The 22368-nt window shown below is 58.2% G+C and carries 19 protein-coding genes; 11 read left to right on the forward strand and 8 right to left on the reverse strand.

What is annotated here, in order from left to right; translation table 11 throughout:
* Positions 1–27 precede the first annotated feature (27 nt).
* The 7 genes from ettA to BLU78_RS01780 all read left to right on the forward strand — a co-directional run bounded on the left by ettA (position 28) and on the right by BLU78_RS01780 (position 7701).
* A complete protein-coding gene (gene ettA, locus BLU78_RS01750) occupies positions 28–1701 on the forward strand; it encodes an energy-dependent translational throttle protein EttA (protein WP_010259685.1) in 1674 nt (557 codons plus the stop codon).
* 5 nt (positions 1702–1706) lie between these two features.
* A complete protein-coding gene (gene hisS, locus BLU78_RS01755) occupies positions 1707–3050 on the forward strand; it encodes a histidine--tRNA ligase (protein WP_010259687.1) in 1344 nt (447 codons plus the stop codon).
* A gap of 36 nt (positions 3051–3086) precedes the next feature.
* Positions 3087–4658 carry a S41 family peptidase gene (locus tag BLU78_RS01760; RefSeq protein WP_010259689.1) on the forward strand — a complete coding sequence of 524 codons (1572 nt, stop codon included), beginning with the start codon at positions 3087–3089 and terminating at the stop codon, positions 4656–4658.
* A gap of 101 nt (positions 4659–4759) precedes the next feature.
* Positions 4760–5056, forward strand: a complete 297-nt coding sequence (locus BLU78_RS01765; protein ID WP_010259692.1) for a DUF3276 family protein — start codon at positions 4760–4762, stop codon at positions 5054–5056.
* A 190-nt stretch (positions 5057–5246) separates the two neighbouring features.
* Positions 5247–6188, forward strand: coding sequence for a polyprenyl-phosphate transporter (locus tag BLU78_RS01770; protein ID WP_010259695.1), 942 nt, complete (start codon positions 5247–5249; stop codon positions 6186–6188).
* Between the two features lie 3 nt (positions 6189–6191).
* Positions 6192–6929, forward strand: coding sequence for a shikimate dehydrogenase family protein (locus tag BLU78_RS01775; RefSeq protein ID WP_010259697.1), 738 nt, complete (start codon positions 6192–6194; stop codon positions 6927–6929).
* Between the two features lie 31 nt (positions 6930–6960).
* Positions 6961–7701: an energy transducer TonB gene (locus BLU78_RS01780; protein ID WP_231290722.1), complete on the forward strand. Its 741-nt coding sequence runs from the start codon at positions 6961–6963 to the stop codon at positions 7699–7701.
* Between the two features lie 86 nt (positions 7702–7787).
* Here BLU78_RS01780 and BLU78_RS01785 read toward each other — a convergent pair whose 3' ends face one another.
* Complete coding sequence (locus BLU78_RS01785; protein ID WP_010259701.1) at positions 7788–7997, reverse strand: putative signal transducing protein; 210 nt, start codon at positions 7995–7997, stop codon at positions 7788–7790.
* Between the two features lie 122 nt (positions 7998–8119).
* Between BLU78_RS01785 and dnaE the strand changes: the two genes are divergently transcribed.
* The 3 genes from dnaE to BLU78_RS01800 are packed head-to-tail and all read left to right on the forward strand — an operon-like array spanning position 8120 to position 13278.
* On the forward strand, positions 8120–11929 hold the full coding sequence (dnaE, locus tag BLU78_RS01790) for a DNA polymerase III subunit alpha (protein ID WP_010259702.1): 3810 nt from the start codon (positions 8120–8122) through the stop codon (positions 11927–11929).
* Positions 11930–11968: 39 nt separating this feature from the next.
* Positions 11969–12283 carry a thioredoxin gene (gene trxA / locus BLU78_RS01795; protein WP_010259704.1) on the forward strand — a complete coding sequence of 105 codons (315 nt, stop codon included), beginning with the start codon at positions 11969–11971 and terminating at the stop codon, positions 12281–12283.
* 2 nt (positions 12284–12285) lie between these two features.
* Positions 12286–13278, forward strand: coding sequence for an aldose 1-epimerase (locus tag BLU78_RS01800; RefSeq protein ID WP_010259706.1), 993 nt, complete (start codon positions 12286–12288; stop codon positions 13276–13278).
* A gap of 51 nt (positions 13279–13329) precedes the next feature.
* On the opposite strand, the gene BLU78_RS01805 is transcribed toward BLU78_RS01800, so the two are convergent.
* Entirely contained in the window at positions 13330–13857 is a 528-nt protein-coding gene (locus tag BLU78_RS01805; RefSeq protein ID WP_010259709.1) for a nitroreductase family protein, read from the reverse strand.
* A gap of 234 nt (positions 13858–14091) precedes the next feature.
* On the opposite strand from BLU78_RS01805, the gene htpG reads away from it, so the two are divergent.
* Positions 14092–16152 (forward strand): molecular chaperone HtpG, encoded by a 2061-nt coding sequence (htpG, locus tag BLU78_RS01810; protein WP_010259711.1) that lies wholly within the window; start codon positions 14092–14094, stop codon positions 16150–16152.
* A gap of 116 nt (positions 16153–16268) precedes the next feature.
* Here htpG and BLU78_RS01815 read toward each other — a convergent pair whose 3' ends face one another.
* The 6 genes from BLU78_RS01815 to BLU78_RS01840 form a co-directional block, all read right to left on the reverse strand.
* Complete coding sequence (locus BLU78_RS01815; RefSeq protein WP_010259714.1) at positions 16269–17909, reverse strand: ABC-F family ATP-binding cassette domain-containing protein; 1641 nt, start codon at positions 17907–17909, stop codon at positions 16269–16271.
* A gap of 161 nt (positions 17910–18070) precedes the next feature.
* The gene (locus BLU78_RS01820; RefSeq protein WP_010259716.1) at positions 18071–18481 is read right to left on the reverse strand and encodes an acyl-CoA thioesterase; all 411 of its coding nucleotides are present in this window, start codon (positions 18479–18481) and stop codon (positions 18071–18073) included.
* A 54-nt stretch (positions 18482–18535) separates the two neighbouring features.
* On the reverse strand, positions 18536–19126 hold the full coding sequence (locus BLU78_RS01825) for an FAD synthetase family protein (RefSeq protein WP_010259719.1): 591 nt from the start codon (positions 19124–19126) through the stop codon (positions 18536–18538).
* Positions 19119–19769, reverse strand: a complete 651-nt coding sequence (locus BLU78_RS01830; RefSeq protein WP_010259722.1) for a redox-sensing transcriptional repressor Rex — start codon at positions 19767–19769, stop codon at positions 19119–19121. The genes BLU78_RS01825 and BLU78_RS01830 overlap by 8 nt, the downstream gene beginning before the upstream one ends.
* Before the next feature lie 7 nt (positions 19770–19776).
* Positions 19777–21603, reverse strand: a complete 1827-nt coding sequence (locus tag BLU78_RS01835) for a LysM peptidoglycan-binding domain-containing protein (protein WP_010259725.1) — start codon at positions 21601–21603, stop codon at positions 19777–19779.
* The gene (locus BLU78_RS01840) at positions 21600–22367 is read right to left on the reverse strand and encodes a 3'-5' exonuclease (RefSeq protein ID WP_010259726.1); all 768 of its coding nucleotides are present in this window, start codon (positions 22365–22367) and stop codon (positions 21600–21602) included. Before BLU78_RS01840 ends, BLU78_RS01835 begins: the two co-directional genes overlap by 4 nt.
* Between the last annotated feature and the right edge of the window lies 1 nt (position 22368).

A 22368-nucleotide genomic window follows, 5' to 3' on the forward strand; every position in this document is an offset into this window, starting at 1 on the left:
CCTTTTTCGAACAACACAAATACAGATATGGCAGACGAAAAAATCATCTTTTCGATGGTCGGCGTAAGCAAGACCTTCACCAACCAGAAACGGGTGCTCAACAACATCTACCTCTCGTTTTTCTACGGGGCCAAGATCGGCATCATCGGCCTGAACGGCTCGGGTAAATCAACCCTGATGAAGATCATCGCCGGACTGGACAAGAATTTCGACGGCGAAGTGGTCTTTTCGCCCGGTTACACGGTGGGTTACCTCGAGCAGGAGCCCAAGCTCGACGACTCGAAGACGGTCCGCGAGATCGTCGAGGAGGGCTGTGCGGCTACCGTGGCGCTGCTCAAAGAGTATGAGGAGATCAATATGAAGATGTGCGAGCCGATGGACGACGACGCGATGGCCAAGCTGATCGACCGTCAGGGCGAGTTGTACGAGAAGATCGACCAGTGCAACGGCTGGGAGCTGGACAGCGTGCTGGAACGCGCGATGGACGCTCTGCGGTGTCCCGATCCCGACGAGCCGGTGCAGCACCTCTCGGGCGGTGAACGCCGCCGTGTGGCCCTGTGCCGCCTGCTGTTGCAGCAACCCGACGTGCTGCTGCTGGACGAGCCGACCAACCACCTCGACGCCGAGTCGATCGACTGGCTGGAACAGCACCTTCAGCAATACAAGGGTACGGTGATCGCCGTAACCCACGACCGCTATTTCCTCGACAACGTCGCCGGATGGATTCTCGAGCTCGACCGCGGCGAAGGCATTCCCTGGAAGGGTAACTATTCGGGCTGGCTCGACCAGAAGACCACCCGCATGGCCATGGAGGAGAAGCAGGAGTCGAAACGCCGCAAGACCCTCGAGCGCGAGCTGGAGTGGGTGCGCATGTCCCCTTCGGGCCGCCATGCCAAGTCCAAGGCGCGTCTGTCGGCTTACGACAAGATGATGAACGAGGATACGAAACAGAAAGAGGAGAAACTCGAGATATTCATTCCCAACGGTCCGCGCCTGGGCGACGTGGTGATCGAGGCGCACGATGTTTCGAAAGCCTTCGGCGACCGCGTGCTGTACGAGGGGTTGGAATTTTCGCTGCCTCCTGCCGGCATCGTGGGCGTCATCGGCCCCAACGGTACGGGTAAGACCACCCTTTTCCGGATGATTATGGGGCTCGACGAACCTACGAGCGGTTCGTTTCGCGTGGGCCCGACGGTGAAACTGGCCTATGTGGACCAGCAGCACAAGTCGATCGACCCCGAAAAGACGGTCTTCGAGGTGATCTCGGGCGGTCTGGATCTGATGACGCTGGGCAACCGGCAGGTCAATGCCCGCGCCTATGTGGCCCGTTTCAACTTCTCGGGCGCCGACCAGGAGAAGAAGTGCGGCATGCTCTCGGGCGGCGAACGCAACCGTCTCCACCTGGCCCTCGCCCTGAAAGAGGAGGGCAACGTACTGCTGCTGGACGAGCCGACCAACGACATCGACGTCAACACGCTGCGCGCGTTGGAGGAAGGTCTCGAGAATTTCGCCGGATGCGCCGTCGTCATTTCGCACGACCGCTGGTTCCTCGACCGTATCGCCACGCACATCCTCTCGTTCGAGGGCGACTCGAAGGTGGTCTTCTACGAGGGTTCCTATTCGGAATACGAGGCCTGGAAGAAGGCCCAGGGCGGCGACACGCAGCCCCACCGCGTACGTTACAAAAAATTAATGGCATAAATACAATGGCACAGAAACCTTCCATACCCAAGGGCACGCGCGATTTCTCCCCCGCGGAGATGATGCGCCGCCAGTATATTTTCGATACGATCCGCCGCGTCTTCCGTTCCTACGGATTCGCGCCGCTCGAAACCCCTTCGATGGAGAACCTCTCGACCCTGCTGGGCAAGTATGGCGACGAGGGCGACAAGCTCCTGTTCAAAATCCTCAATTCAGGCGACTACGCCGCCGGATTGTCGGACGAGGAGATTCGCTCCGCGTCGAAGATTTGCGAAAAGGGCCTGCGCTACGACCTCACGGTGCCTTTCGCCCGCTACGTCGTCCAGCATCAGGGCGAACTGACGTTCCCCTTCAAACGCTACCAGATTCAGCCCGTGTGGCGTGCCGACCGTCCCCAAAAGGGCCGTTACCGCGAATTCTACCAGTGCGACGTCGATGTGATCGGCACACGCTCGTTGCTGTGCGAGGTCGAGCTGGTGGAGATCGTCGAACGGGTCTTCAAAGCGCTGGGCATCCGCGTCGCATTGAAGATGAACAACCGCAAGATTCTTTTCGGTATCGCCGAGGCCATCGGCCATGCCGACAAGATGATGGATATCACCATCGCCATCGACAAACTCGAAAAGATCGGACTGGACAACGTAAAAGCCGAACTGATGGAGCGCGGATTGGAACAGGAGGCGGTCGAAAAACTTCAGCCGATACTCGAATTGAGCGGCGACAATGCGCAGAAACTCAATCAGCTGAAAGAGGTGCTTTCCGTATCGGAAACGGGCATGAAGGGCATTGAGGAAATGGAGACCGTTTTCGGCTACGTGGAGCGGCTGGGCATCGACCTGACGGTCGAACTGGACCTTTCGCTGGCACGCGGTTTGAACTACTACACCGGCGCGATCTTCGAGGTCAAGGCCCTCGATTTCGCCATCGGCTCGATCTGCGGCGGAGGTCGTTACGACGACCTGACAGGCATTTTCGGCATGCCCAACACCTCGGGCGTGGGCATCTCGTTCGGCGCGGACCGTATCTACGACGTGATGACGGGACTGAACCTCTTTCCCGAGGAGGTCAACTGCTCGACCCGCGTGTTGTTCGTGAACCTCGGAGCCGAGGAGGAAGCCGCCGTGCTGCCCATTCTGCGCACGCTGCGCGGAGAGGAGATCGCGTCGGAGATCTACCCCGAGGCGGGCAAGATGAAAAAGCAGATGGAGTATGCCAACCGCCGCGGCATTCCCTATGTGGTGATCGTGGGCTCGCAGGAGCTCGAAGCCCGGGCTGCAACCGTCAAAGACATGCGTACGGGCGAACAGCAGCAGGTGCCTTTCGATCAGGTAGCCGATTTTGTAAAATAAACCCGGTCCCCTTCGGACCGACAAACGAATTGCAGCATGCGCCGATTATTCGTCATCCTCGCCACCATTTGCGTCCTGCCCCTCGCGGCACAGAACGCGGACGACGCGCAGCAGTTTCAAAAACTGGCGCAGGTTTTCCGTTATCTCTCGGGACTTTACGTCGATGACGTGGACATGAAGCCCGTCGTCGAGGGAGCCATTACGGGCATGCTCGAAGAGCTGGACCCCCACTCGGCCTACATCGGCGCCGAGGAGATGAAGGGCGTGCAGGAGAGTTTCGACGGGGAGTTCAGCGGCATCGGCGTCGAGTTCAACGTGCTGCGCGACTCGGTCATCGTCGTGAACACCATCGCCGGAGGGCCCGCCGAGCGGGTCGGCGTACGTGCCAACGACCGTATCGTGCGCATCGATACGCTCGAAGCCGTGGGCATGGGGCGCGCCGATGTGCCGAAATACCTGCGCGGTAAGCGCGGCACGAAGGTCGAGATCGATGTCGTGCGCCACGGGACGCCGGGGCGGCTGCATTTCGTGATCGTGCGCGACAAAATCCCCCTGAACACCGTCGATGCCGCCTACATGGCCGGCGACGGTATCGGATATATCAAAGCCAACCGCTTCGGCCGTACCACGATGAGCGAGTTTGCGGACGCCTACCGCAAGCTGGGCAAGCCGCGGAGCCTGATTCTCGACCTGCGGGGCAATGGCGGCGGACTGTTGGAACAGGCCGTCGAGATGGCGGGATTCTTCCTGCCGCGCGGCGCCGCGATCGTTTCCACCGAGGGACGCGCCGTGCCGGCGATGACGTTCCGCGCCCAGAGTGACGGCGAGGACCTCAAAGGACGCCTCGCAGTGCTGATCGACGAGGCTTCGGCTTCAGCTTCGGAGATCGTCGCAGGGGCCGTGCAGGACTGGGATCGGGGTATAGTCGTGGGGCGTCCAAGCTTCGGAAAGGGATTGGTGCAGCGGCAGATAGGGCTGCCCGACGGCTCGGCCGTTCGTGTCACCGTAGCCCGTTATCACACCCCTTCGGGGCGCGTCATCCAGCGTCCTTACGAGAAAGGCAAACGCCGCGAATACTACCTCGACCACCTGCGCCGCTACGACGACGCCACGCGTGATTCGCTCGACGCCGGGGCTCCGGCCTATCGCACGCTGCGCACGGGCCGCACGGTTTACGGCGGTGGCGGCATCCGCCCGGACGTGCTCGTCGAGGCCGACACGACCGGATTTTCGGATTATTACGCCGAGCTGATCCGCCGGGGTATCGTGGCCGATTTTGTCGGCGACTGGCTCGACCGTTCACGCGACAGTCTGTCGCGTCTCTACCCCGCTTTCGAAGCCTTCGACGCAGGGTATACCCCCTCGGATGCCGTTCTCGACGGTCTCGCACGGCTCGGCAGCGAGCGCGGCGTGAAGTTCGATGCCGCGGGGTTCGCCGTCTCGGAGCCCGTCATGCGGGCTCAGCTCAAAGCCCTCGCCGCACAGCGGTTGTTCGGGACCGGAGCCTATTTCCAGGTCGTCAATCCCGCCCTGAGTCCGGCCTATGCCCGTGCGCTGGCTATTCTGGAGGCGTGGGACGAGCAGGGGGCTCCCATGTTGGAACCCTGAAAATAGTCCTGTAAGTATTTGGAGATTTGCGTTTTTTTGTGTAAATTCGTTATACAACCATGAATTTACATAGCTAAGACTAACCCTCAAAAACCGACTCCATGCTACCCCAAGTCCAGGTTCGTCGCGAAGGCGAGGACCACGCCGACCAGATTCTCTCCAAAGCCGTGAAAGCGGGCCGGAGGACCTATTTTTTCGATGTCAGGGCCACGCGCGGCGACGATTACTTCCTGACCATCACCGAAAGCCGCAAGATCACGGGCCCCGACGGTTCGGCGATCTTCGACCGGCACAAGATATTCCTGTACAAGGAGGATTTCTCGAAATTCGCCGAGGGTTTCAACGAGGTCGTCGAATTCATCCGCCGCACCAAAGGAACGCCCGAACCGGAGAGATAATCCCGCAGCCGGGTTACCAAATTGTGAAATCCCTGACCGCCGTATCGGCGTTCGGGGATTTTTCGTATCTTTGGTGTCGTAACGACACTTTTATTTGCCGGAAAGTTTTGCCGGACCGTATGCAATTCGGCTTTGAACCCATTCGGCTTTTTTGTATCTTTGTCCAAATCAAAAATACGCAGACAGATTTATGAAATTTTCCCGGTACATCATACTTGCACTCAAAGGGTGCGCCATGGGTATGGCCGATGTCGTCCCCGGTGTTTCGGGCGGCACGATCGCTTTCATTTCAGGCATTTACGAGGAACTGCTCGACTCGATCCGCAGCGTCAACGCCACGGCGTTAAAACTGCTGCTCCGCTTCCGTTTCGCCGAGTTCTGGCGCCATATCAACGGACGCTTCCTGCTGCCCGTACTGCTGGGCATCGCCGTTGCCATCTTCTCGCTGGCGCGGTTGATGACCTACCTGCTCGTGAACCACCCCATTGCCATCTGGTCGTTTTTCTTCGGACTGATCGTGGCCTCGGCGCTGCTCGTCGCCAGGCAGATCGGTCGCTGGGACTGGCGAACCTTGCTGGCTTTCGTCGTCGGTGCCGTCGCGGCATGGTGGATTACGGTTGCAACGCCTGCCGAAACTCCTAACGACTGGTGGTTCGTGATGCTCTCGGGCGCCATCGCCATCTGCGCCATGATCCTCCCAGGCATCTCGGGGGCCTTCATCCTGTTGTTACTCGGCAAATATCAGTATATCATGCATGCCGTTGGGGAGTTCAACATCCCCGTCATCGTTGTCTTCGTCATCGGCGCGGCGGCGGGTATCATCTCGTTCTCGCACCTGTTGTCGTGGCTGCTCAAACATTTGCACGACGTGACGGTGGCTGTGCTGATGGGTTTCATGGTCGGGTCGCTCAACAAGGTGTGGCCGTGGAAAGAGACCGTGGAGACCTATCTCGACAGCCACGGCGTCGCACAGCCCCTCGTGCAGACCAACATCGCCCCCGGAACTTTCGAACAGCTCACGGGGCAGCCCTCGCTGCTCATGCAGGCCATCCTGCTCGGCATCGTGGGATTTATGGCCATCTATGGCATCGAACTTGCCGCCCGCATCATCGTTAAAAAACAGGAGGAATAGACCATGCGGCGTTTCGGATTGATCGGCAGGCCGTTGGGCCATTCGGCTTCGGCTGCCTACTTCACGGATAAATTTATGTCAGAAGGGATAACCGACTGTGAATATTCGCTTTACGAACTGCCGTCGATCGAGGCCCTGCCCGCCTTGTTGGAGCGTCTGCCCGAGCTTTGCGGACTGAACGTCACCATTCCCTACAAACGCGAGGTGATGGCTTTTCTGGATGAAGTGTCGCCCGAGGCGCAGGCCATCGGGGCCGTCAACTGCATTCGCCGCGCGGCAAACGGGAGCCTCACGGGCTACAATACCGATATCATCGGCCTCCGGGCCGCGTTGGACGAGCTGCTGGGCGGCGAACAACCCTCGGCTGCATTGATCCTCGGTACGGGAGGCGCTTCACAGGCCGTGCAATATGCCCTTGCCGAACGCGACATTCCCTTTGCGCTGGTTTCACGCGATGTCTCGAAAGGCAATTACACCTATGATAACCTGCCATGCGAAGTCGTGGAGGAGAGCCGGCTGATCGTCAACGCCTCGCCCGTAGGGACCTATCCCCGTGTCGACGACGCTCCCCGCATCCCCTACGGCTACGTGACACCGGAACACTATTTGTTGGATTTGGTGTATAACCCGCCCCTGACGCAGTTCCTCGCCTACGGGCAACAGCGCGGAGCGCATGTCCTGAACGGCCGGACGATGTTTGTCGGGCAAGCCGAGGGGGCATGGCGAATATGGAATGCTTAAAGCGACACTTTAACAGACTATCTATAAAGCTATGAAAAATAAATTATTGACGTTGTGCTTATTCGTAGCTTTCTGGGGCGCGGCGTCGGCCCAACAGGAGTTGACGCCGCCTAAATTCAACGGCGCGGACGTGGAGTATTTCATGCGCCGTCTGGTGGGCGAATTCGAAAAGGTCGCCGTAGAGCGGCAGATTCCCGCCGCAGAGATCTCGCCGCGCGTAGCGGTGGCTTTCAAAGTGGACAGCACGGGAGGCGTCAGCGAATGGCGGTTCCGCGACAATGCCTCCGAAGGGCGTGACCGCACGGACCTTCCGGCGGCCAGCGACGCGACGCGCGAGGCCATGACAGAGGCGTTCTCACGCCTCAAAGGTTGGATGCCTGCGGTGGACGCCGAAGGATGCAAGACCGACTACACACTGCGGCTGACACTGCGTCTGCCGGTCGAGAAAATCGTCCGTAAGCAGGACCCCGATCCCCTGCTCTTTCTGGGCGAGGACCCCGGCAAGAGTTTCTATGCGTGGGCGTACGACCGGCTGCGCTATGACGAGCGGTTTAAAAATGCAGGCGGCGTGGTTCATGTCCGCTTCTACGTCGAACCTGACGGCAAAATCACCATCGGCGATGTCGCGAAATCGCCCGACGAGCGTCTTACGAAAGAGGTGATTCGCGTAATCCGCAACAGCCGGGGCAAATGGACGCCCCGCAAAGTTCGCGGCGTTCCCCAGCGTACGGCTTATGAGCTGCGGATGAACTTCATTCCCGAGGGGCATTGACCCTCGCCGGCTTAATAAGCTCTTGCTGCTCTGCTTTTGGATGGGTGATAAGGGCCGGAACTTCCGCTCCGGCCCGGCAAGGTTTTTTAACGGTGACGCAGCATTGCGCGGGCCTTTTCGTAGTCTTCCTCACGGACGACGACCTGGGCGGGCATGGTGCCGATAGGATAGATGGCCGACATATATTCGTTGCGGATCGTCGACCAGATGCCGGCGCTGTCGAGCATGGATTTGCTGATCTCGGCTTCCGTGATGGTGTTGTACTCCGCCAGTACAACCAAAGTGTCGTCTTGCATAATTTTCCGGTTTTGGTTGGATATCTAAAGTTAAGCATTTTGTTGATAAAATGCAAGACTCCTGCCATAGAAATTACCGGAAAATAGGTTATCTTTGCATGTATATAAATAGTGACGCAATCATGCCGCAATTCGTACATCTTCACGTACACACCCAATATTCGATTCTCGACGGACAAGCCAGCATCCAGCGGCTCGTCGACAAGGCCATGGACGACGGACAGCCGGGCATAGCCGTGACGGATCACGGCGACATGTTCGGTATCAAAGAGTTCTACAACTACGTCCAGAAAGTCAAAGGCAAGCTTAAGGGCAAAGCCGCCGAATGCGAGGCGCGGATCGCCGCCCTGCGCGACGGCACGGAGGCTGCGGCCGACCCCGCTGGGGAGATCGCCAAGTGCGAAAAGCAGTTGGAGGACCTCCGACGCAAACTGGCTTTCAAACCCATCATCGGCTGCGAGGTCTACGTGGCGCGCCGCCGCCTGCACGACAAGGAGGGCAAGCCCGACCAGAGCGGTTATCACCTGATCCTGCTGGCCAAGAACCTCAAGGGGTATCATAATCTCATAAAGATCGTCTCAAAAGCATGGACCGAAGGTTTCTACATGCGTCCGCGAACGGACCGCGTGGAGCTGGAGAAGTACCACGAGGGGCTGATCTGCTGCTCAGCCTGTCTGGCCGGCGAGGTGCCGCGTTCGATCACGGCGAACGACCTCGAACGGGCCGACGAGTCGATCCGATGGCACAAGAAGGTTTTCGGAGACGATTATTACCTCGAGCTGCAGTTGCACAAGGCGACTGTCGAACGGGCCAACCACGAGGCCTACCCCATGCAGCTGCATGTGAACAAACACCTGCGCGAACTGGCCGCGAAGCACAACGTGCGGATGGTCTGCACCAACGACGTGCATTTCGTGGATGAGGACAACGCCGAGGCGCACGACCGTCTGATCTGTCTCTCGACAGGCAAGGACCTCGATGACCCGAAGCGTATGCTCTACTCCAAGCAGGAGTGGCTGAAAACGACGGCCGAAATGGCCGCGATATTCGGCGAGACCGACCCCGAGGCGATGGCGACGACCGTCGATATCTGCAATCAGGTCGAATGTTATTCGATCGACCATGCGCCGATCATGCCCGAGTTCGAGATTCCCGAGGAGTTCGGCACCGAGGCGGAGTACCGCGCCCGGCTCACGGAGCAAGACCTGTTCGACGAATTTACACGCGACGAGAACGGTAATGTGGTGATGTCGGAGGAAGCGGCCCGCAAGAAAATCGAGAGCCTGGGCGGTTACGACAAGTTGTACCGCATCAAATTCGAGGCCGACTACCTCGCCAAGCTGACGTTCGAAGGTGCCCACAGGCGCTACGGCGAGCAACTGACCGAAGAGCAGGAGGAGCGGCTGCGGTTCGAGCTGCACATCATGAAGACGATGGGTTTCCCGGGTTACTTCCTTATCGTGCAGGACTTTATCCGTGCCGCCCGCGAGGAACTGGATGTCTCGGTGGGTCCCGGCCGTGGTTCGGCCGCCGGATCGGCCGTGGCTTACTGTCTCGGGATCACGCAGATCGACCCCATCGCCTATGACCTGCTGTTCGAGCGTTTCCTGAACCCCGACCGCATCTCGTTGCCCGATATCGACGTGGATTTCGATGACGACGGCCGCGGGCGCGTGCTGAACTGGGTGACGCAGAAATACGGCAAGGAGAAGGTGGCGCACATCATCACCTACGGTACGATGGCCACCAAGCTGGCCATCAAAGACGTGGCACGTGTGCAGAAACTCCTGCTCTCGGAGTCGGACCGACTCTGCAAACTGGTGCCCGACAAAATTCCGGACAAAAAACTCAACCTGCAGAACGCCATCGACTACGTGCCCGAGCTGAAAGCCGCCGAGCAATCGAGCGACCCCGTGCTGAGGGACACGATTCGCTATGCCAAGATGCTGGAGGGCAACGTCCGCAATACGGGCGTCCATGCCTGCGGTACGATCATCTGCCGCGACGACATCACCGACTGGGTGCCCGTCTCGACGGCCGACGACAAGGAGACCGGCGAGAAGATGCTCGTCACGCAGTATGAAGGTTCGGTGATCGAGGACACGGGACTTATCAAGATGGACTTCCTGGGTCTGAAAACCCTCTCGATCATCAAGGACGCCGTGGAGAACGTCCGTCTGACCAAGGGCGTGAAGATCGACATCGACGACTTCACGATCATCAACGACCCGGCGACCTACAAGCTCTACGGCGAGGGCCGCACCGTCGGAACGTTCCAATTCGAGTCCGCGGGCATGCAGAAGTACCTGCGCGAACTGCAGCCCTCGACCTTCGAGGACCTGATCGCGATGAACGCACTCTACCGTCCGGGCCCGATGGACTACATTCCGGATTTCATTGCCCGCAAACACGGCCGCAGTCCCATCGAGTACGATATCCCCGTGATGGAGAAGTACCTGAAGGATACGTACGGCATCACGGTCTACCAGGAGCAGGTCATGCTCTTGTCGCGTCTGTTGGCCAACTTCACCCGCGGCGAGTCGGACACGCTGCGCAAGGCCATGGGTAAGAAGCTCAAGGACAAGCTGGACCATCTCAAGCCCAAGTTCATCGAAGGCGGCAAGAAGAACGGCCACGATCCGAAGGTGCTCGAAAAAATCTGGGGCGACTGGGAGAAATTCGCCTCTTACGCGTTCAATAAATCGCACGCCACGTGTTATTCGTGGGTGGCTTACCAGACTGCCTACCTCAAAGCCAACTACCCTTCGGAGTACATGGCCGCCGTGCTGAGCCGAAACCTGACGAACATCGAGCAGCTGACGCTCTACATGAACGAGTGCAAGCGAATGGGCATCAGCGTACTGGGTCCCGACATCAACGAGTCGATGCGGCAGTTCTCGGCCAACCTCGCCGGCGATGTCCGTTTCGGACTGGCCGCCGTGAAGGGCGTCGGGGAGGCCGCCGTGGAGAGCATCATCGCCGAGCGCAAGGCCAACGGTCCGTTCAAGGACGTTTACGACTTTATCGAGCGGGTGAACTACTCGCTGGTCAACCGCAAATGCCTCGAAAACCTCGCCTACGCCGGAGCTTTCGACTCGATTGCGGATTTCTCGCGCTGCAAGTTTTTCGGCGTGGATGCCCGTGACGCCAACGGCATCACTTTCATCGAGCAGTTGATGCGCTACGGACAGCGGTTCCAGACCGAGCAGAACAATGCTCAGCAAAGCCTGTTCGGCGGTGAGGGCCATGTGGATATCCAGCGTCCGGTGCTTCCGGCGTGTGCCGAGTGGAGCCAGCTGGAGAAACTCACGAAGGAGCGCGAAATGGTGGGGCTTTACCTCTCGGCACACCCGCTGGACGATTATAAAATCATCATCGACCACATGTGCAAGACCCAGCTTTCGGAGTTGGAGAACCTCGACGCCATCAAAGGGCAGGAGGTCGCCGTGGCGGGAATGGTCGTGAGCGTGCAAAACCTGATGACCAAGACCGGAAAACCGTGGGGCAAATTCAAGCTGGAGGACTATAACGGCGCACACGAGTTCGCCCTCTTCGGCAAGGATTATGAGAATTTCCGGAAATACCTCTTCGCGGACTACTTCCTGTTCGTCCGCGGCAAGGTGCAGCCCAAACCTTATAACGACAAGGAGTTGGAGTTCAAGATCATCTCGATGGTCCAGCTGCAGGAGATGCGCGAAACGATCAAGACGATGGTCGTGCAGCTGCCGATCGGGGACGTGACCGAAACGCTGATCCGCGACCTGACAGAGAAGGTCCGGGAGTCGAAGGGCGACACGCTGCTGCGCCTGAGCGTCTACGACCGCGAGGCTCAGGTCTCGCTGAGCCTCTTCTCGAAGAGTCACAGGGTGAGCCTCACGCAATCCCTGGTCGGATATTTGGAGGAGAACCAGATACGCTATTCGATCGCATAATCGTACATACATCAATAATCAACAAAAAAACACAAAGCAATGGCATTGGCAATCAACAAAGACAATTTCGAAGGGCTGCTCGCAGGCGACCAGCCGGTAGTCATCGACTTCTGGGCCGAATGGTGCGGTCCCTGCCGCACGATGTCGCCCATCGTGGACGAACTGGCGACCGAATACGAAGGCAAGGCGGTCATCGGTAAGTGCGACGTCGAGGAGAACGACGACATTACGATGAAATACGGCGTAAGAAACATCCCGACGATCATCTTCCTCAAAGGCGGTGAAGTTGTGGACAAGCAGGTGGGCGCCTGCTCGAAGGATGCGCTGAGAGAGAAGATCGAAAAACTGTTCTGAGGATGCTGCGTACCGTCGACTTCCACGGCCTGAAAGCCGTCGAATTTTCCAAGGGAGATTACACGGCGCTGCTGGTGCCGGAAATGGGTGCGAACCTCGTGCGGCTGGCCAATACGCGGCTGGGTGCGGAGATTCTGCGCACACCCGGGGCCGACGAGATCGAGGTCTTCAAAAGCCGTCCGCAGGTATTCGGACTGCCGATCCTCTTCCCGCCCAACCGCATCGCCGACGGCCGTTACACCTTCGAAGGCCGCACCTACCAATACCCGATCACCATCGAAAAGGAGCAAAACTACCACCACGGGGTGCTCAAAAGCGAGGCTTTCATTGTTTCGAAAGCCCGCGAGACAGCCGAGGAGGTGATGGTCGAGTGCCGTTACTACGCCAATGCGGGTAACGACGCCGTGTTCCGCGACTTTCCGCACGAATTCAAATGCAAGATCACCTACTGGCTCTCGGCCGACGGGCTGGAGCAGGAGGTGATGTTTTCGAACCGCAGCAAGATGCGGATGCCCATAGGCGTGGGATTCCATACCCCGCTGTGCATTCCTTTTGCCGGGGGCGACGCCGCGGATTACGTGATGCGCGTGGCCGTCGGCGAGCAGGTCGAGCTCAGCGAACGCAACCTCCCGACAGGTCGCAAGCTGCCTTTGTCGGAGCAATTTTCCAAATTGCGTCACGAAGGGCTGCAAGTTACCGACTGTGAACCGATCGAGGCGGGCTTCACACTGAAAGAGATCGACGTGGACGGCAAATCGTTCCGCGGGGCGCTGGTCGAGAACCGGCGCACGGGTGCGCGGATTTTCTACGAAGTGGATTCCCAAACGACCTATTGGACGATCTGGAATAACGGAGGCCAGGTCCCCTACTGCTGTCCCGAGCCGCAGTCGTGGACCACGAACGCCCCCAACCTGCCGAACCCCTCGGCCGAAGGCTTCCGGGCCGTCGCCCCGGGAGAGTCATGGCGCATGGTGTTTCACCTTTACGCGCGATAGGTTTTGCAGGGCAATGAAAAAGGGAATCGGTTATCGATTCCCTTTTTTGTTTCAAAATGTTTCGTAGAAAACTGTTTTGTCGAGCGGCTTGCGCAGCGTGTCGTGGCGGTCGGGATCGGCCGGGATGCCGTCGCCGTAGCCGATCAAAAGGATGTTCACGGGCTCCACGTGCGGAGGCAACGAAAACTCCTCGCGCACGGCCTCGGGTTTGAACATGCAGATCCACAGCGTGTCGAGGCCCAGCGACGTAGCGGCAAGCATCATGTGGTCGGTGACGATCGAAGCGTCGATGTCGCCGATCATCTTGTCGTCGTATTTGCGGGTCCACGCCTCGGAGGTGTCGGCGCAGACGATGACGGCCAGCGGAGCCCCGAAATCGCGCGTGCAGCGCGCAAGGCGTTCCATTCCCTCTTTCGACTGTACGACCACCAACCGTTGGGGCTGCCGGTTGGCGCCCGTGGGGGCTATGCGCCCCGCTTCGAGGATTCGGGCCAGTTTTTCCGGCTCCACTTGTTTGTCAAAATATTTGCGGCAGGCGTACCGCTTCTTCGCCAGTTTCAGAAAATCGAATGTTTCCATTGCCGATAAATTTATATTTACGCCGGATGCGCGGATCGGGTCCCGAATCCCGGAATTGTCCCGCGCCCTGAAACCGGCGTCTTACGCCGGCAAAGATACTAAAAAATCGTGCCGTTGTGCAAGAGACCGCCCGGTTTTGGCAGTCCCGGCTGACAGAATGGCAGAAAAAAATCACTGGCACACCGTTTGTTGACTATCCCGATGGAAAATCAATAAAACAACAACGATAAGACAATGAAAAACGGAAAAATCGGAGTTACGACGGAGAACATCTTCCCCGTCATCAAAAAATTCCTTTATTCGGAGCATGAAATCTTCCTGCGCGAGCTGATCTCGAACGCCGTGGATGCTACCCAAAAGTTGAAGACCCTCTCGTCGATCGGTGAAATGAAGGGCGATTTGGGTGACCTGACGATTCATGTGGCCGTGGACAAGGAGAAGAAAACACTGACGGTCACGGACCGCGGTGTGGGCATGACGGCCGAGGAGGTGGACAAGTACATCAACCAGATTGCGTTCTCGGGTGCCGAGGAGTTCATGGAGAAGTACAAGAACCAGGCGATCATCGGCCACTTCGGACTGGGATTCTACTCGGCGTTCATGGTCTCGGACAAAGTCGAAATCTTTACGAAATCCTTCCGCGAGGGGGCGAAGGCCGTGCATTGGAGCTGCACCGGAACTCCCGAGTTCGAAATGGAGGAGACCGACGAGGCCCGCGACCGTGGCACGACCATCGTGCTGCACATCTCGGAGGATGCACTGGAGTATGCCGAGGAGTCGAAGATCGAAGGACTGCTGAAGAAATACTGCCGCTTCCTGCCCATTCCGATCGCTTTCGGCAAGGTCAAAGAGTGGAAAGACGGCAAGTATGTCGACACGGACAAGGACAACATCATCAACAACATCGAGCCGCTGTGGACCCGCAAGCCGGCGGATATCACCGAAGAGCAGTACAAGGAGTTCTACCACGAATTGTACCCGATGGGCGACGAGCCGCTGTTCTCGATTCATCTGAACATCGACTACCCGTTCCACCTGACGGGTATCCTCTACTTCCCGAAAATCCGCAACAATTTCGAAATCCAGAAGAACAAGATACAGCTCTATTCGAACCAGGTTTACGTGACGGACCAGGTCGAGGGCATCGTGCCGGAGTACCTGACGCTGCTGCATGGCGTGATCGACTCACCGGACATTCCGCTGAACGTCTCGCGCAGCTACCTGCAGAGCGATTCCAACGTGAAGAAGATTTCGAGCTACATCACCCGCAAAGTCGCAGACCGGCTGCAGGAGTTGTTCACGACGATGCGTGCGGACTATGAGTCGAAATGGGACGATCTGAAGGTATTTATCCAGTACGGCATTCTCACCGACGAGAAATTCGCCGAAAAAGCCACCGGTTTCATGCTCTGGAAGAACACCGAGGGCCAGTATTTCACCCCGAAGGAGTACACCGAGAAGGTAAAGGAGAACCAGACCGACAAGAACAAGACCGTGGTGTTCCTCTACGTGGACGACCCCGTGGCGAAATACACCTCGCTGGAGGCCGCCAAGGGCAAAGGCTACGACGTGTTGGTGATGGACGGCCAGTTGGACAACCACTACATCAACTGGTACGAGTCGAAAGAGAAGGAGACGTGCTTCGTGCGTGTGGACAGCGATGTCGTCGACAAACTCATCCAGAAGGAGGAGAACGTCAAAATGTCGCTTTCCGAAGCGCAGCAGGAGGTGCTGGAGCCCGTTTTCGAGAGCCAGATGCCCAAGGATGACAAGATTCACTACAACATCTCGTTCGAAGCCATGTCGCCCGACGAAGCGCCGGTAGTCATCACTCAGAACGAATTCATGCGTCGTATGAAAGAGATGGCTGCGATGGGCGGCGGGGGCATGAGCCAGTTCTACGGCCAGATGCCCGACAACTTCACCATCGCAGTAAACGGCAACCACCCCATCGTCATCGATATCCTGGCTGACGTGGAGAAAGCTTACGGCGACAAACTGCGGACCGTCACCAAGAAGATCGACGCCGCGGTAGCTGAGGAGAAGCGCTTCGACGAGGTTGTGAAGGGTAAGAAAGAGGAGGAACTGACACCCGAGGAGAAATCCACCCGCGAGGAGCTGTCGAAGAAGATCGTCACCCTGCGCGACGAGCGCAACGAGCGCCTGCGCGAGATCGGCGGCGAGAACCGCCTCGTCAAGCAGATCATCGACCTGGCGCTGCTCACCAACGGCATGCTGAAAGGCAAGAATCTCACGGATTTCATCCAGCGGTCGATCTCGCTGATCGAGAAATAAGTTTCCAGCAGTTTTATAGAGAGGAGAGCCGCACCCGAAAGTGCGGCTCTTTTTCAATCGGATAACGACGACGACCGCCCCGAAAGAGGCGGTCGTCGGTTGTCGGGAACGGCCGTTTATGCCTTGCGCCGCTCTATCTCGCTGATATTGTCGATCTTCTTTTTCCGGAGGAAGCCGTAGACGCCGTCGAGGTGCTCGGTGACGCGACCGTGGGAAAATTCGTAAATCTTGTGCGTCAGCCCGTCCAGGAAATCGCGGTCGTGGGAGACGACAATCAACGTTCCGTCGAAAGCGATCAGCGCCTCTTTGAGAATCTCCTTGGTTTTCAGGTCGAGGTGGTTCGTCGGCTCGTCGAGGATCAGCAGGTTGACCGGTTCCAACAATAGTTTAATCATCGCCAGACGCGTTCGTTCGCCGCCCGAGAGCACTTTGACCAGTTTTTCGCTGGCCTCCTTGCCGAACATGAACGCTCCGAGGATATCGCGGATGCGGGTCCGGATATCCCCCACGGCGATGTCGTCGATGGTTTTGAAGACGGTGATCGTCTCGTCGAGCCCTGATGCCTCGTTCTGCGCGAAGTAGCCGATTTTGACGTTGTGCCCGATCTGTACCGACCCTTCGAAATCAATCTGTCCCATGATGGCTTTGACCATCGTCGATTTGCCTTCGCCGTTACGCCCCACAAAAGCCACTTTGTCGCCACGCTCGACGGTTATCGAGACGTCGCTGAAAACCCGGTGATCGCCGTAGGCCTTGCCCAGCTCCGAAGTGATGACCGGATAGGCTCCCGAGCGCGGCGCGGGTGGAAAACGGAGGTTCAGGGCCGATGTATCCTCTTCATCCACCTCGATAATATCCAGTTTTTCGAGCATCCGCACGCGCGACTGCACCTGGTTGGTCTTCGAATAGGTGCCTTTGAACCGCTCGATAAACTCCCGGTTCTCGGCGATCATCTTCTGCTGGTTTTCATAGGCCGCCTGCTGCTGCTCGCGGCGCTCCTTACGCAGTTCCAGATAGTGCGAGTAGTTGACTTTGTAATCGTAGATGCGTCCGCGCATGATCTCGATCGTGCGCGTGGTGATGTGGTCGACGAAGGCTTTGTCATGGGAAATGACCATCACGGCCTTGGCGTTGTTCATCAGAAAATCCTCCAGCCATTCGATCGATTCGATGTCGAGGTGGTTCGTCGGCTCGTCCAACAGCAGCAGGTCGGGTTTCTGCAACAGCAGTTTGGCCAGCTCGATGCGCATACGCCATCCGCCCGAGAACTCGGAGGTCTGCCGCGTAAAGTCCGAGCGCTCGAAGCCCAGTCCTAGGAGGATGCGCTCTACATCTTCCTGGTAATTGGTGAGGTCCACGGCATAGAATTTCTCGGAAATGGCCGTCACCTCCTCGATCAGGCGCATGTACGACTCGCTTTCGTAGTCGGTGCGGGTCGTGAGCTGTTCGTTGAGCGATGCAATCCGCCGTTCGATCTCGAACAGGTGTTCGAAAGCCCGTGATGCCTCCTCGACGAGTGTCCGACCATCCTCCACGGTGAGATGCTGAGGCAGGTAACCCACTTTACCGCCCTCGCCGATAGTCACACGGCCGCGTGTGGCCGAACGCACCCCGGCGATAATCTTCAGCAGGGTCGACTTGCCGGCTCCGTTCTTTCCCATCAGGGCGATCCGGTCCTTGTCACCGATGGTGAAAGAGATGTCTTTGAAAAGTGTCGTGCCGCTGAACTCTACGGTCAGGGAGTCTATTGAAATCATAAATTATTGCAGATTGAGCGGCAAAGATACGAAAAGTCGAGAGCAGAAGCAAACGCCTGTTCGATTATGCCGAGCGGGAGTATCTAAGGCGAAGCCAAAGATACGAAAAAGCCGCTTCGCTCTCCGAAGCGGCATGAAAAACAGACCCGAAACAGACCGTCTTATTCGGCCCAGTCCTTTCGGATCAGGTCGAGGAACCATTCGGGACAGCGGCAGGGACGGCGCGAATCGCTGTGAATGAATCCCAACTGGGTCATCCCCGTATTCAGCAGGTCGCCCTGCTCGTTGAAAATCTCGTAGTAGAAATTGATGCGCGTCGAAGGAATTTCCCGCAATGAGATGCGCACCGTAAGCAGTTCGTCGAAATAGGCCGGCTTGCGGTATTTGGACTGCACTTCGAGGATCGGCATCATGATGCCCCGCCGCTCGACTTCGGCGAACGACATGCCCAGCGCGCGCAGGAATTCGCTGCGGGCGGCTTCGTAGTAGCAAATGTAGTTCGAATGGTGGCAGATGGCCATCTGGTCGGTGTGCTTGTACCACACCCGTATCTGACAATCGTGGCTTAACATGTTTTCCTTATTTATTTGTTTTCAGTTTGGCAACGCAGGTCAGGATCAATCGCCCTAAAGCCCGCTTTTTAAGCGGACGCCTCTTAGGCGGGCGGCTTCCTCGGTCTTTCCCTCTTCCAGCAGCCGGCGGATCAGCGTCGAACTGACGCGCACGCCGTCGACCGTGCACGGCCCCACTTTCACGACTTTCAAAGGGCCCGTCGCCGCAAGCGCGTCGCAGTCGACCCGGTCGTGGCCGAAGCGGTGGTTATAGCCTGCGACGAGTGTCTCGGCGCCGACCTTTCCAATCAGGTACTCCTCGACGAACTCTGCGCCTGTCAGGGCGCTGAAAGCCCGGTCGAAAGGGATGACGATCACATTGTCCACGCCCAAATCCCCGAGCAGGGCGATCTTCTCGTCGAGGGTCGTCAGCAGTCGCAACCCCTCGCCACGGCCGAGCGTGATGCGCGGATGCGGTTCGAACGTCAGCACGATGCTCTCTCCCCCTGCGGCGCGGGCTTCGGCCACGAGCCGCTCGATCAGCGCCCGGTGCCCCCGGTGCACGCCGTCGTAGGAGCCGACGGTCACGGCCGGATGGACGAAGTGCGGAAGTGCGTCAAAACCGTGAAATACCCGTATACCGTTCCGTTGTTTCGTTTCAGGCATTGCTGATCTCCTCGTTCTCCTTGACGAAATAGGCGACTTTTTCCAGCAGCGTCGTAATGTCGTAGTTCTCGACGATGATTCCCTGCGGGAAATTCAGCGGCGTGGAGGTGAAGTTCAGCACGCCCTTGATGCCGGCGTTGATGATCGGCAGCACGAGCGTCGGGGCCACCTTCGTCGGCGATGAGACGATGACGATCGAGATGTCCTTGTCCTCGACCACCTCCTCGAACGTGTCCATGTGGTAGCACGGGATGCCGTCGATGGTCTTGCCGACCTTCTCGGGGTCGACATCGAACGCTGCGGTGATCTTCAGTTTGAGGCCCTTGCCGTTGAAATACTTGGTGATGGCCTGTCCCAGGTGACCCATACCCAGCACCGCGATATTCATTGGCGAAGGACTGTCGAGGATCCGGCTGATATATTCGATCAATACCTGCACGTCGTAGCCTTTCTTCGTGTCGCTCGAGAAGCCGATCAGCATCAGGTCTCGGCGCACCTGCACGGCCGTAATGCCGTGAATGCCGGCCAGCACGTGTGAAAAGATGTGCGTAATGCCCTGCTTGTGGCTGGCGAGCAGCGTGCGGCGGTATTCGCTCAGGCGCTCGATGGTTTTCTCGGGGATCGTATTGGTCAGAGTTGCCATGATTCTGCTATTCAATGGTTATCGTGAAGTCACTGTTGTAGTTGACGCGCATCCAGTTGCGGTTGATGTGGTTCTCGCGTCCCTCACCCTGGCCGAACCGGTACACGGTCTGCAACGGCGCATAGCGGCGGTCTTCGAGGTCGTACTCGATATCGCCGTACATGGCCGGGGCGAAGATCACGGCTGTGTCGTAACCCCGGTAGGAGTAGAGCGTCGGCAGTGCTCCGAACGCCCGGATGTAGGCGCTGTCGAATGTCCGCACAATCTCGGAATCACGCTTGGCGTGGTAAGCCGAGAAGAAGACCACGCGGTCCTTGAAGTAGATGGCACGGTCGATAGTGTTGAACCGGTTCCAGCGCGGGTTGCCCAGCACCACGAAACGGGGCGCCGTGCGTCCGCGGCTCGTGATGCTCGTATCGGCAGACGCCAGGGCCGCAAGGATGCGCTCTACGTCGACACTGTTGTCCGAGAGGATGATGAAAACATTGTCCTGCCCGTTCTCCAACAGCGGCGTGAGGTCGCTCGGGCTGTTCGACGAGCGCACCGTCGGATGCTCATACTTATAGGTGTACCGGGAATATTCCGAATCCCCCAGCAACGCCAGTATCTCGCGTTCGAACTCCTTGTCGGTCGATGCGGTGTAGATCAGCGTCACACGCTTGCCGCCGTCCACCAGATCCCCCGCTTTCTCATATTTGAGCGACGGATCGGGAGCCAACTGGAACAGCACGTCGCTGTTATGGTCGGCGATATGGGCCAGCGGCGATACCACAGGCACCTTTTTCTCCTCGGCGAAGCGAATCACCGGAGCGAGTCCCTCTTCATAGATCGGGCCGATAATCAGGTCCGATTTGCGGAACGCCTCGTCCCGCTCGACGATCTCGCGGATGCGGGCCGTATCGCGGGCCGTGTTGTAGAGATGGACGTTCACCGAGATGCCCTGCCGGATCTTAATGCTGTCAATCCCCAGCAGGAAACCCTGGTAGAACTCCAGGTAGTTGCCGTTGGCCTCGCCGCCCGTAGCAATGGGCAACAGCAGCGCCACATTGAGCGGCTCGCTGCGGCGCAAGGCCCGGAATTCGATAGGAATGGCCTGCGGTTCCGCAGCGACCACGCTGTCCCGGTGCAGGCTGTCGGCAACTTCCGCCGTCACGGCGCCGTCCAACTGCGGGATTTTGATCATCGCTCCGGCCTTGAGATCCGCGGGTTTCAGCCCGCCGTTGAGCTGGCTGAGTTCGGTCTCGGAGATTCCGAAACGCCGCGAGAGCGAATAAAACGTCTCGCCCGGGTGGACGATATGATATGCCGTGCCCTCGTCGGCGACGCTGTTCAGCGATTGGCGGTACTCCTCCCACTGCTCTTTAGTCCCGGCTTCGTCCTCCGATCCGATCTGCTTCTTGCGGATCAGAATGCGCTCCCCGAGGCGCATGTGCAGCGGATCGAGGTTGGGATTGTCTTCCAGGATGGTCTTCACGGGAATTTCATACTGCCGCGAGATGGCGTAAAGCGTCTCGCCCTTCGACACGAAATGGAAATCGAAGGTCTTGCGCAGCTTTTTATCCGACTTCGGCTCGGGAACATCGCTCACAAAAGGAATCTTGATGTTCTCGGCCGTCTTCAGCCCGCGGGCGATCGAGGGATTGTTCTCTAAGATCACCTTTTCGCCCACGCCGTAGGTCTTCGAGAGCCCGTAGAGCGTTTCGCCCGGCTGGACGGTATGGATGTAGAACTTCGAGCCGTTGATGTAGACGATCGTTCCGGACTTCTCCGCCGCAAAAGCGCAGAGGGCCCACACGATCATCAGGGCTGTGGCACAGAGTTGTTTCATCGTCATTTCAGTTTATCGCGCATCCGGATTTCGGTGATGACCTTCTTGGTGTAGAGCGGGAAATCGCCGTTCATCATCCACGCGTAGTAGCTGGGCTCGATGCGGAACACTTCGGCCACCGAACGTCCCTTGTACTTGCCGAATCCGAAAACTTCCTCGCCCTTTTCGTTGAAGAGAATGCGCCCGGCATAGTCCGCCGCCTCGGCGCGGCACGAGTATTCGGCCAACTTGTCGATGTCGTTCTCCAGATCGTCATAACGGTCCAACTGCGCCATCAGCACTTCGTAGGTAGCCTTCGTGTCGGCCTCGGCCGAGTGGGCGTCCTCGAGGTTCTTGTCGCAGTAGAACTTGTAGGCCGCCACCAGCGTCCGCTGCTCTTTCTTGTGGAAGATGTTCTGCACGTCGATGAACTTACGGCGCTTGAAATCCACGTCGACACCCGCCCGCAGGAACTCCTCGACCAGCACCGGCAGGTCGAAGCGGTTCGAGTTGAAACCGCCGAAATCACAGCCGCGGATGAACTGCTCGAGCGACTTGGCGACCTGCGCGAACGTCGGGCAGTCCTTCACATCCTCGTCCGTGATGCCGTGTACGGCCGTGGCCTCCTCGGGAATGTGCATCTCGGGGTTTATCCGGCGGGTTTTGGTGATCTCCTCGCCGTCGGGCATGACTTTGACCATCGAAATTTCGACGATCCGGTCCTTGGCGGTATCTATGCCGGTGGTTTCGAGGTCGAAGAAAATGATCGGGCGTTTGAGGTTTAACTTCATC

This window comes from Alistipes timonensis JC136 (genome assembly GCF_900107675.1).
GTDB classification, from domain to species: domain Bacteria; phylum Bacteroidota; class Bacteroidia; order Bacteroidales; family Rikenellaceae; genus Alistipes; species Alistipes timonensis.

Coding starts and splice junctions, on each gene's coding strand:
- htpG (WP_010259711.1), top strand. CDS start 14,092: ATGAAAAACGGAAAAATCGGAGTTACGACGGAGAACATCTTCCCCGTC.
- BLU78_RS01760 (WP_010259689.1), top strand. CDS start 3,087: ATGCGCCGATTATTCGTCATCCTCGCCACCATTTGCGTCCTGCCCCTC.
- hisS (WP_010259687.1), top strand. CDS start 1,707: ATGGCACAGAAACCTTCCATACCCAAGGGCACGCGCGATTTCTCCCCC.
- trxA (WP_010259704.1), top strand. CDS start 11,969: ATGGCATTGGCAATCAACAAAGACAATTTCGAAGGGCTGCTCGCAGGC.
- BLU78_RS01765 (WP_010259692.1), top strand. CDS start 4,760: ATGCTACCCCAAGTCCAGGTTCGTCGCGAAGGCGAGGACCACGCCGAC.
- BLU78_RS01835 (WP_010259725.1), bottom strand. CDS start 21,603: ATGACGATGAAACAACTCTGTGCCACAGCCCTGATGATCGTGTGGGCC.
- dnaE (WP_010259702.1), top strand. CDS start 8,120: ATGCCGCAATTCGTACATCTTCACGTACACACCCAATATTCGATTCTC.
- BLU78_RS01785 (WP_010259701.1), bottom strand. CDS start 7,997: ATGCAAGACGACACTTTGGTTGTACTGGCGGAGTACAACACCATCACG.
- BLU78_RS01820 (WP_010259716.1), bottom strand. CDS start 18,481: ATGTTAAGCCACGATTGTCAGATACGGGTGTGGTACAAGCACACCGAC.
- BLU78_RS01805 (WP_010259709.1), bottom strand. CDS start 13,857: ATGGAAACATTCGATTTTCTGAAACTGGCGAAGAAGCGGTACGCCTGC.
- BLU78_RS01800 (WP_010259706.1), top strand. CDS start 12,286: ATGCTGCGTACCGTCGACTTCCACGGCCTGAAAGCCGTCGAATTTTCC.
- BLU78_RS01825 (WP_010259719.1), bottom strand. CDS start 19,126: ATGCCTGAAACGAAACAACGGAACGGTATACGGGTATTTCACGGTTTT.
- BLU78_RS01780 (WP_231290722.1), top strand. CDS start 6,961: ATGAAAAATAAATTATTGACGTTGTGCTTATTCGTAGCTTTCTGGGGC.
- BLU78_RS01815 (WP_010259714.1), bottom strand. CDS start 17,909: ATGATTTCAATAGACTCCCTGACCGTAGAGTTCAGCGGCACGACACTT.
- ettA (WP_010259685.1), top strand. CDS start 28: ATGGCAGACGAAAAAATCATCTTTTCGATGGTCGGCGTAAGCAAGACC.
- BLU78_RS01770 (WP_010259695.1), top strand. CDS start 5,247: ATGAAATTTTCCCGGTACATCATACTTGCACTCAAAGGGTGCGCCATG.
- BLU78_RS01840 (WP_010259726.1), bottom strand. CDS start 22,367: ATGAAGTTAAACCTCAAACGCCCGATCATTTTCTTCGACCTCGAAACC.
- BLU78_RS01830 (WP_010259722.1), bottom strand. CDS start 19,769: ATGGCAACTCTGACCAATACGATCCCCGAGAAAACCATCGAGCGCCTG.
- BLU78_RS01775 (WP_010259697.1), top strand. CDS start 6,192: ATGCGGCGTTTCGGATTGATCGGCAGGCCGTTGGGCCATTCGGCTTCG.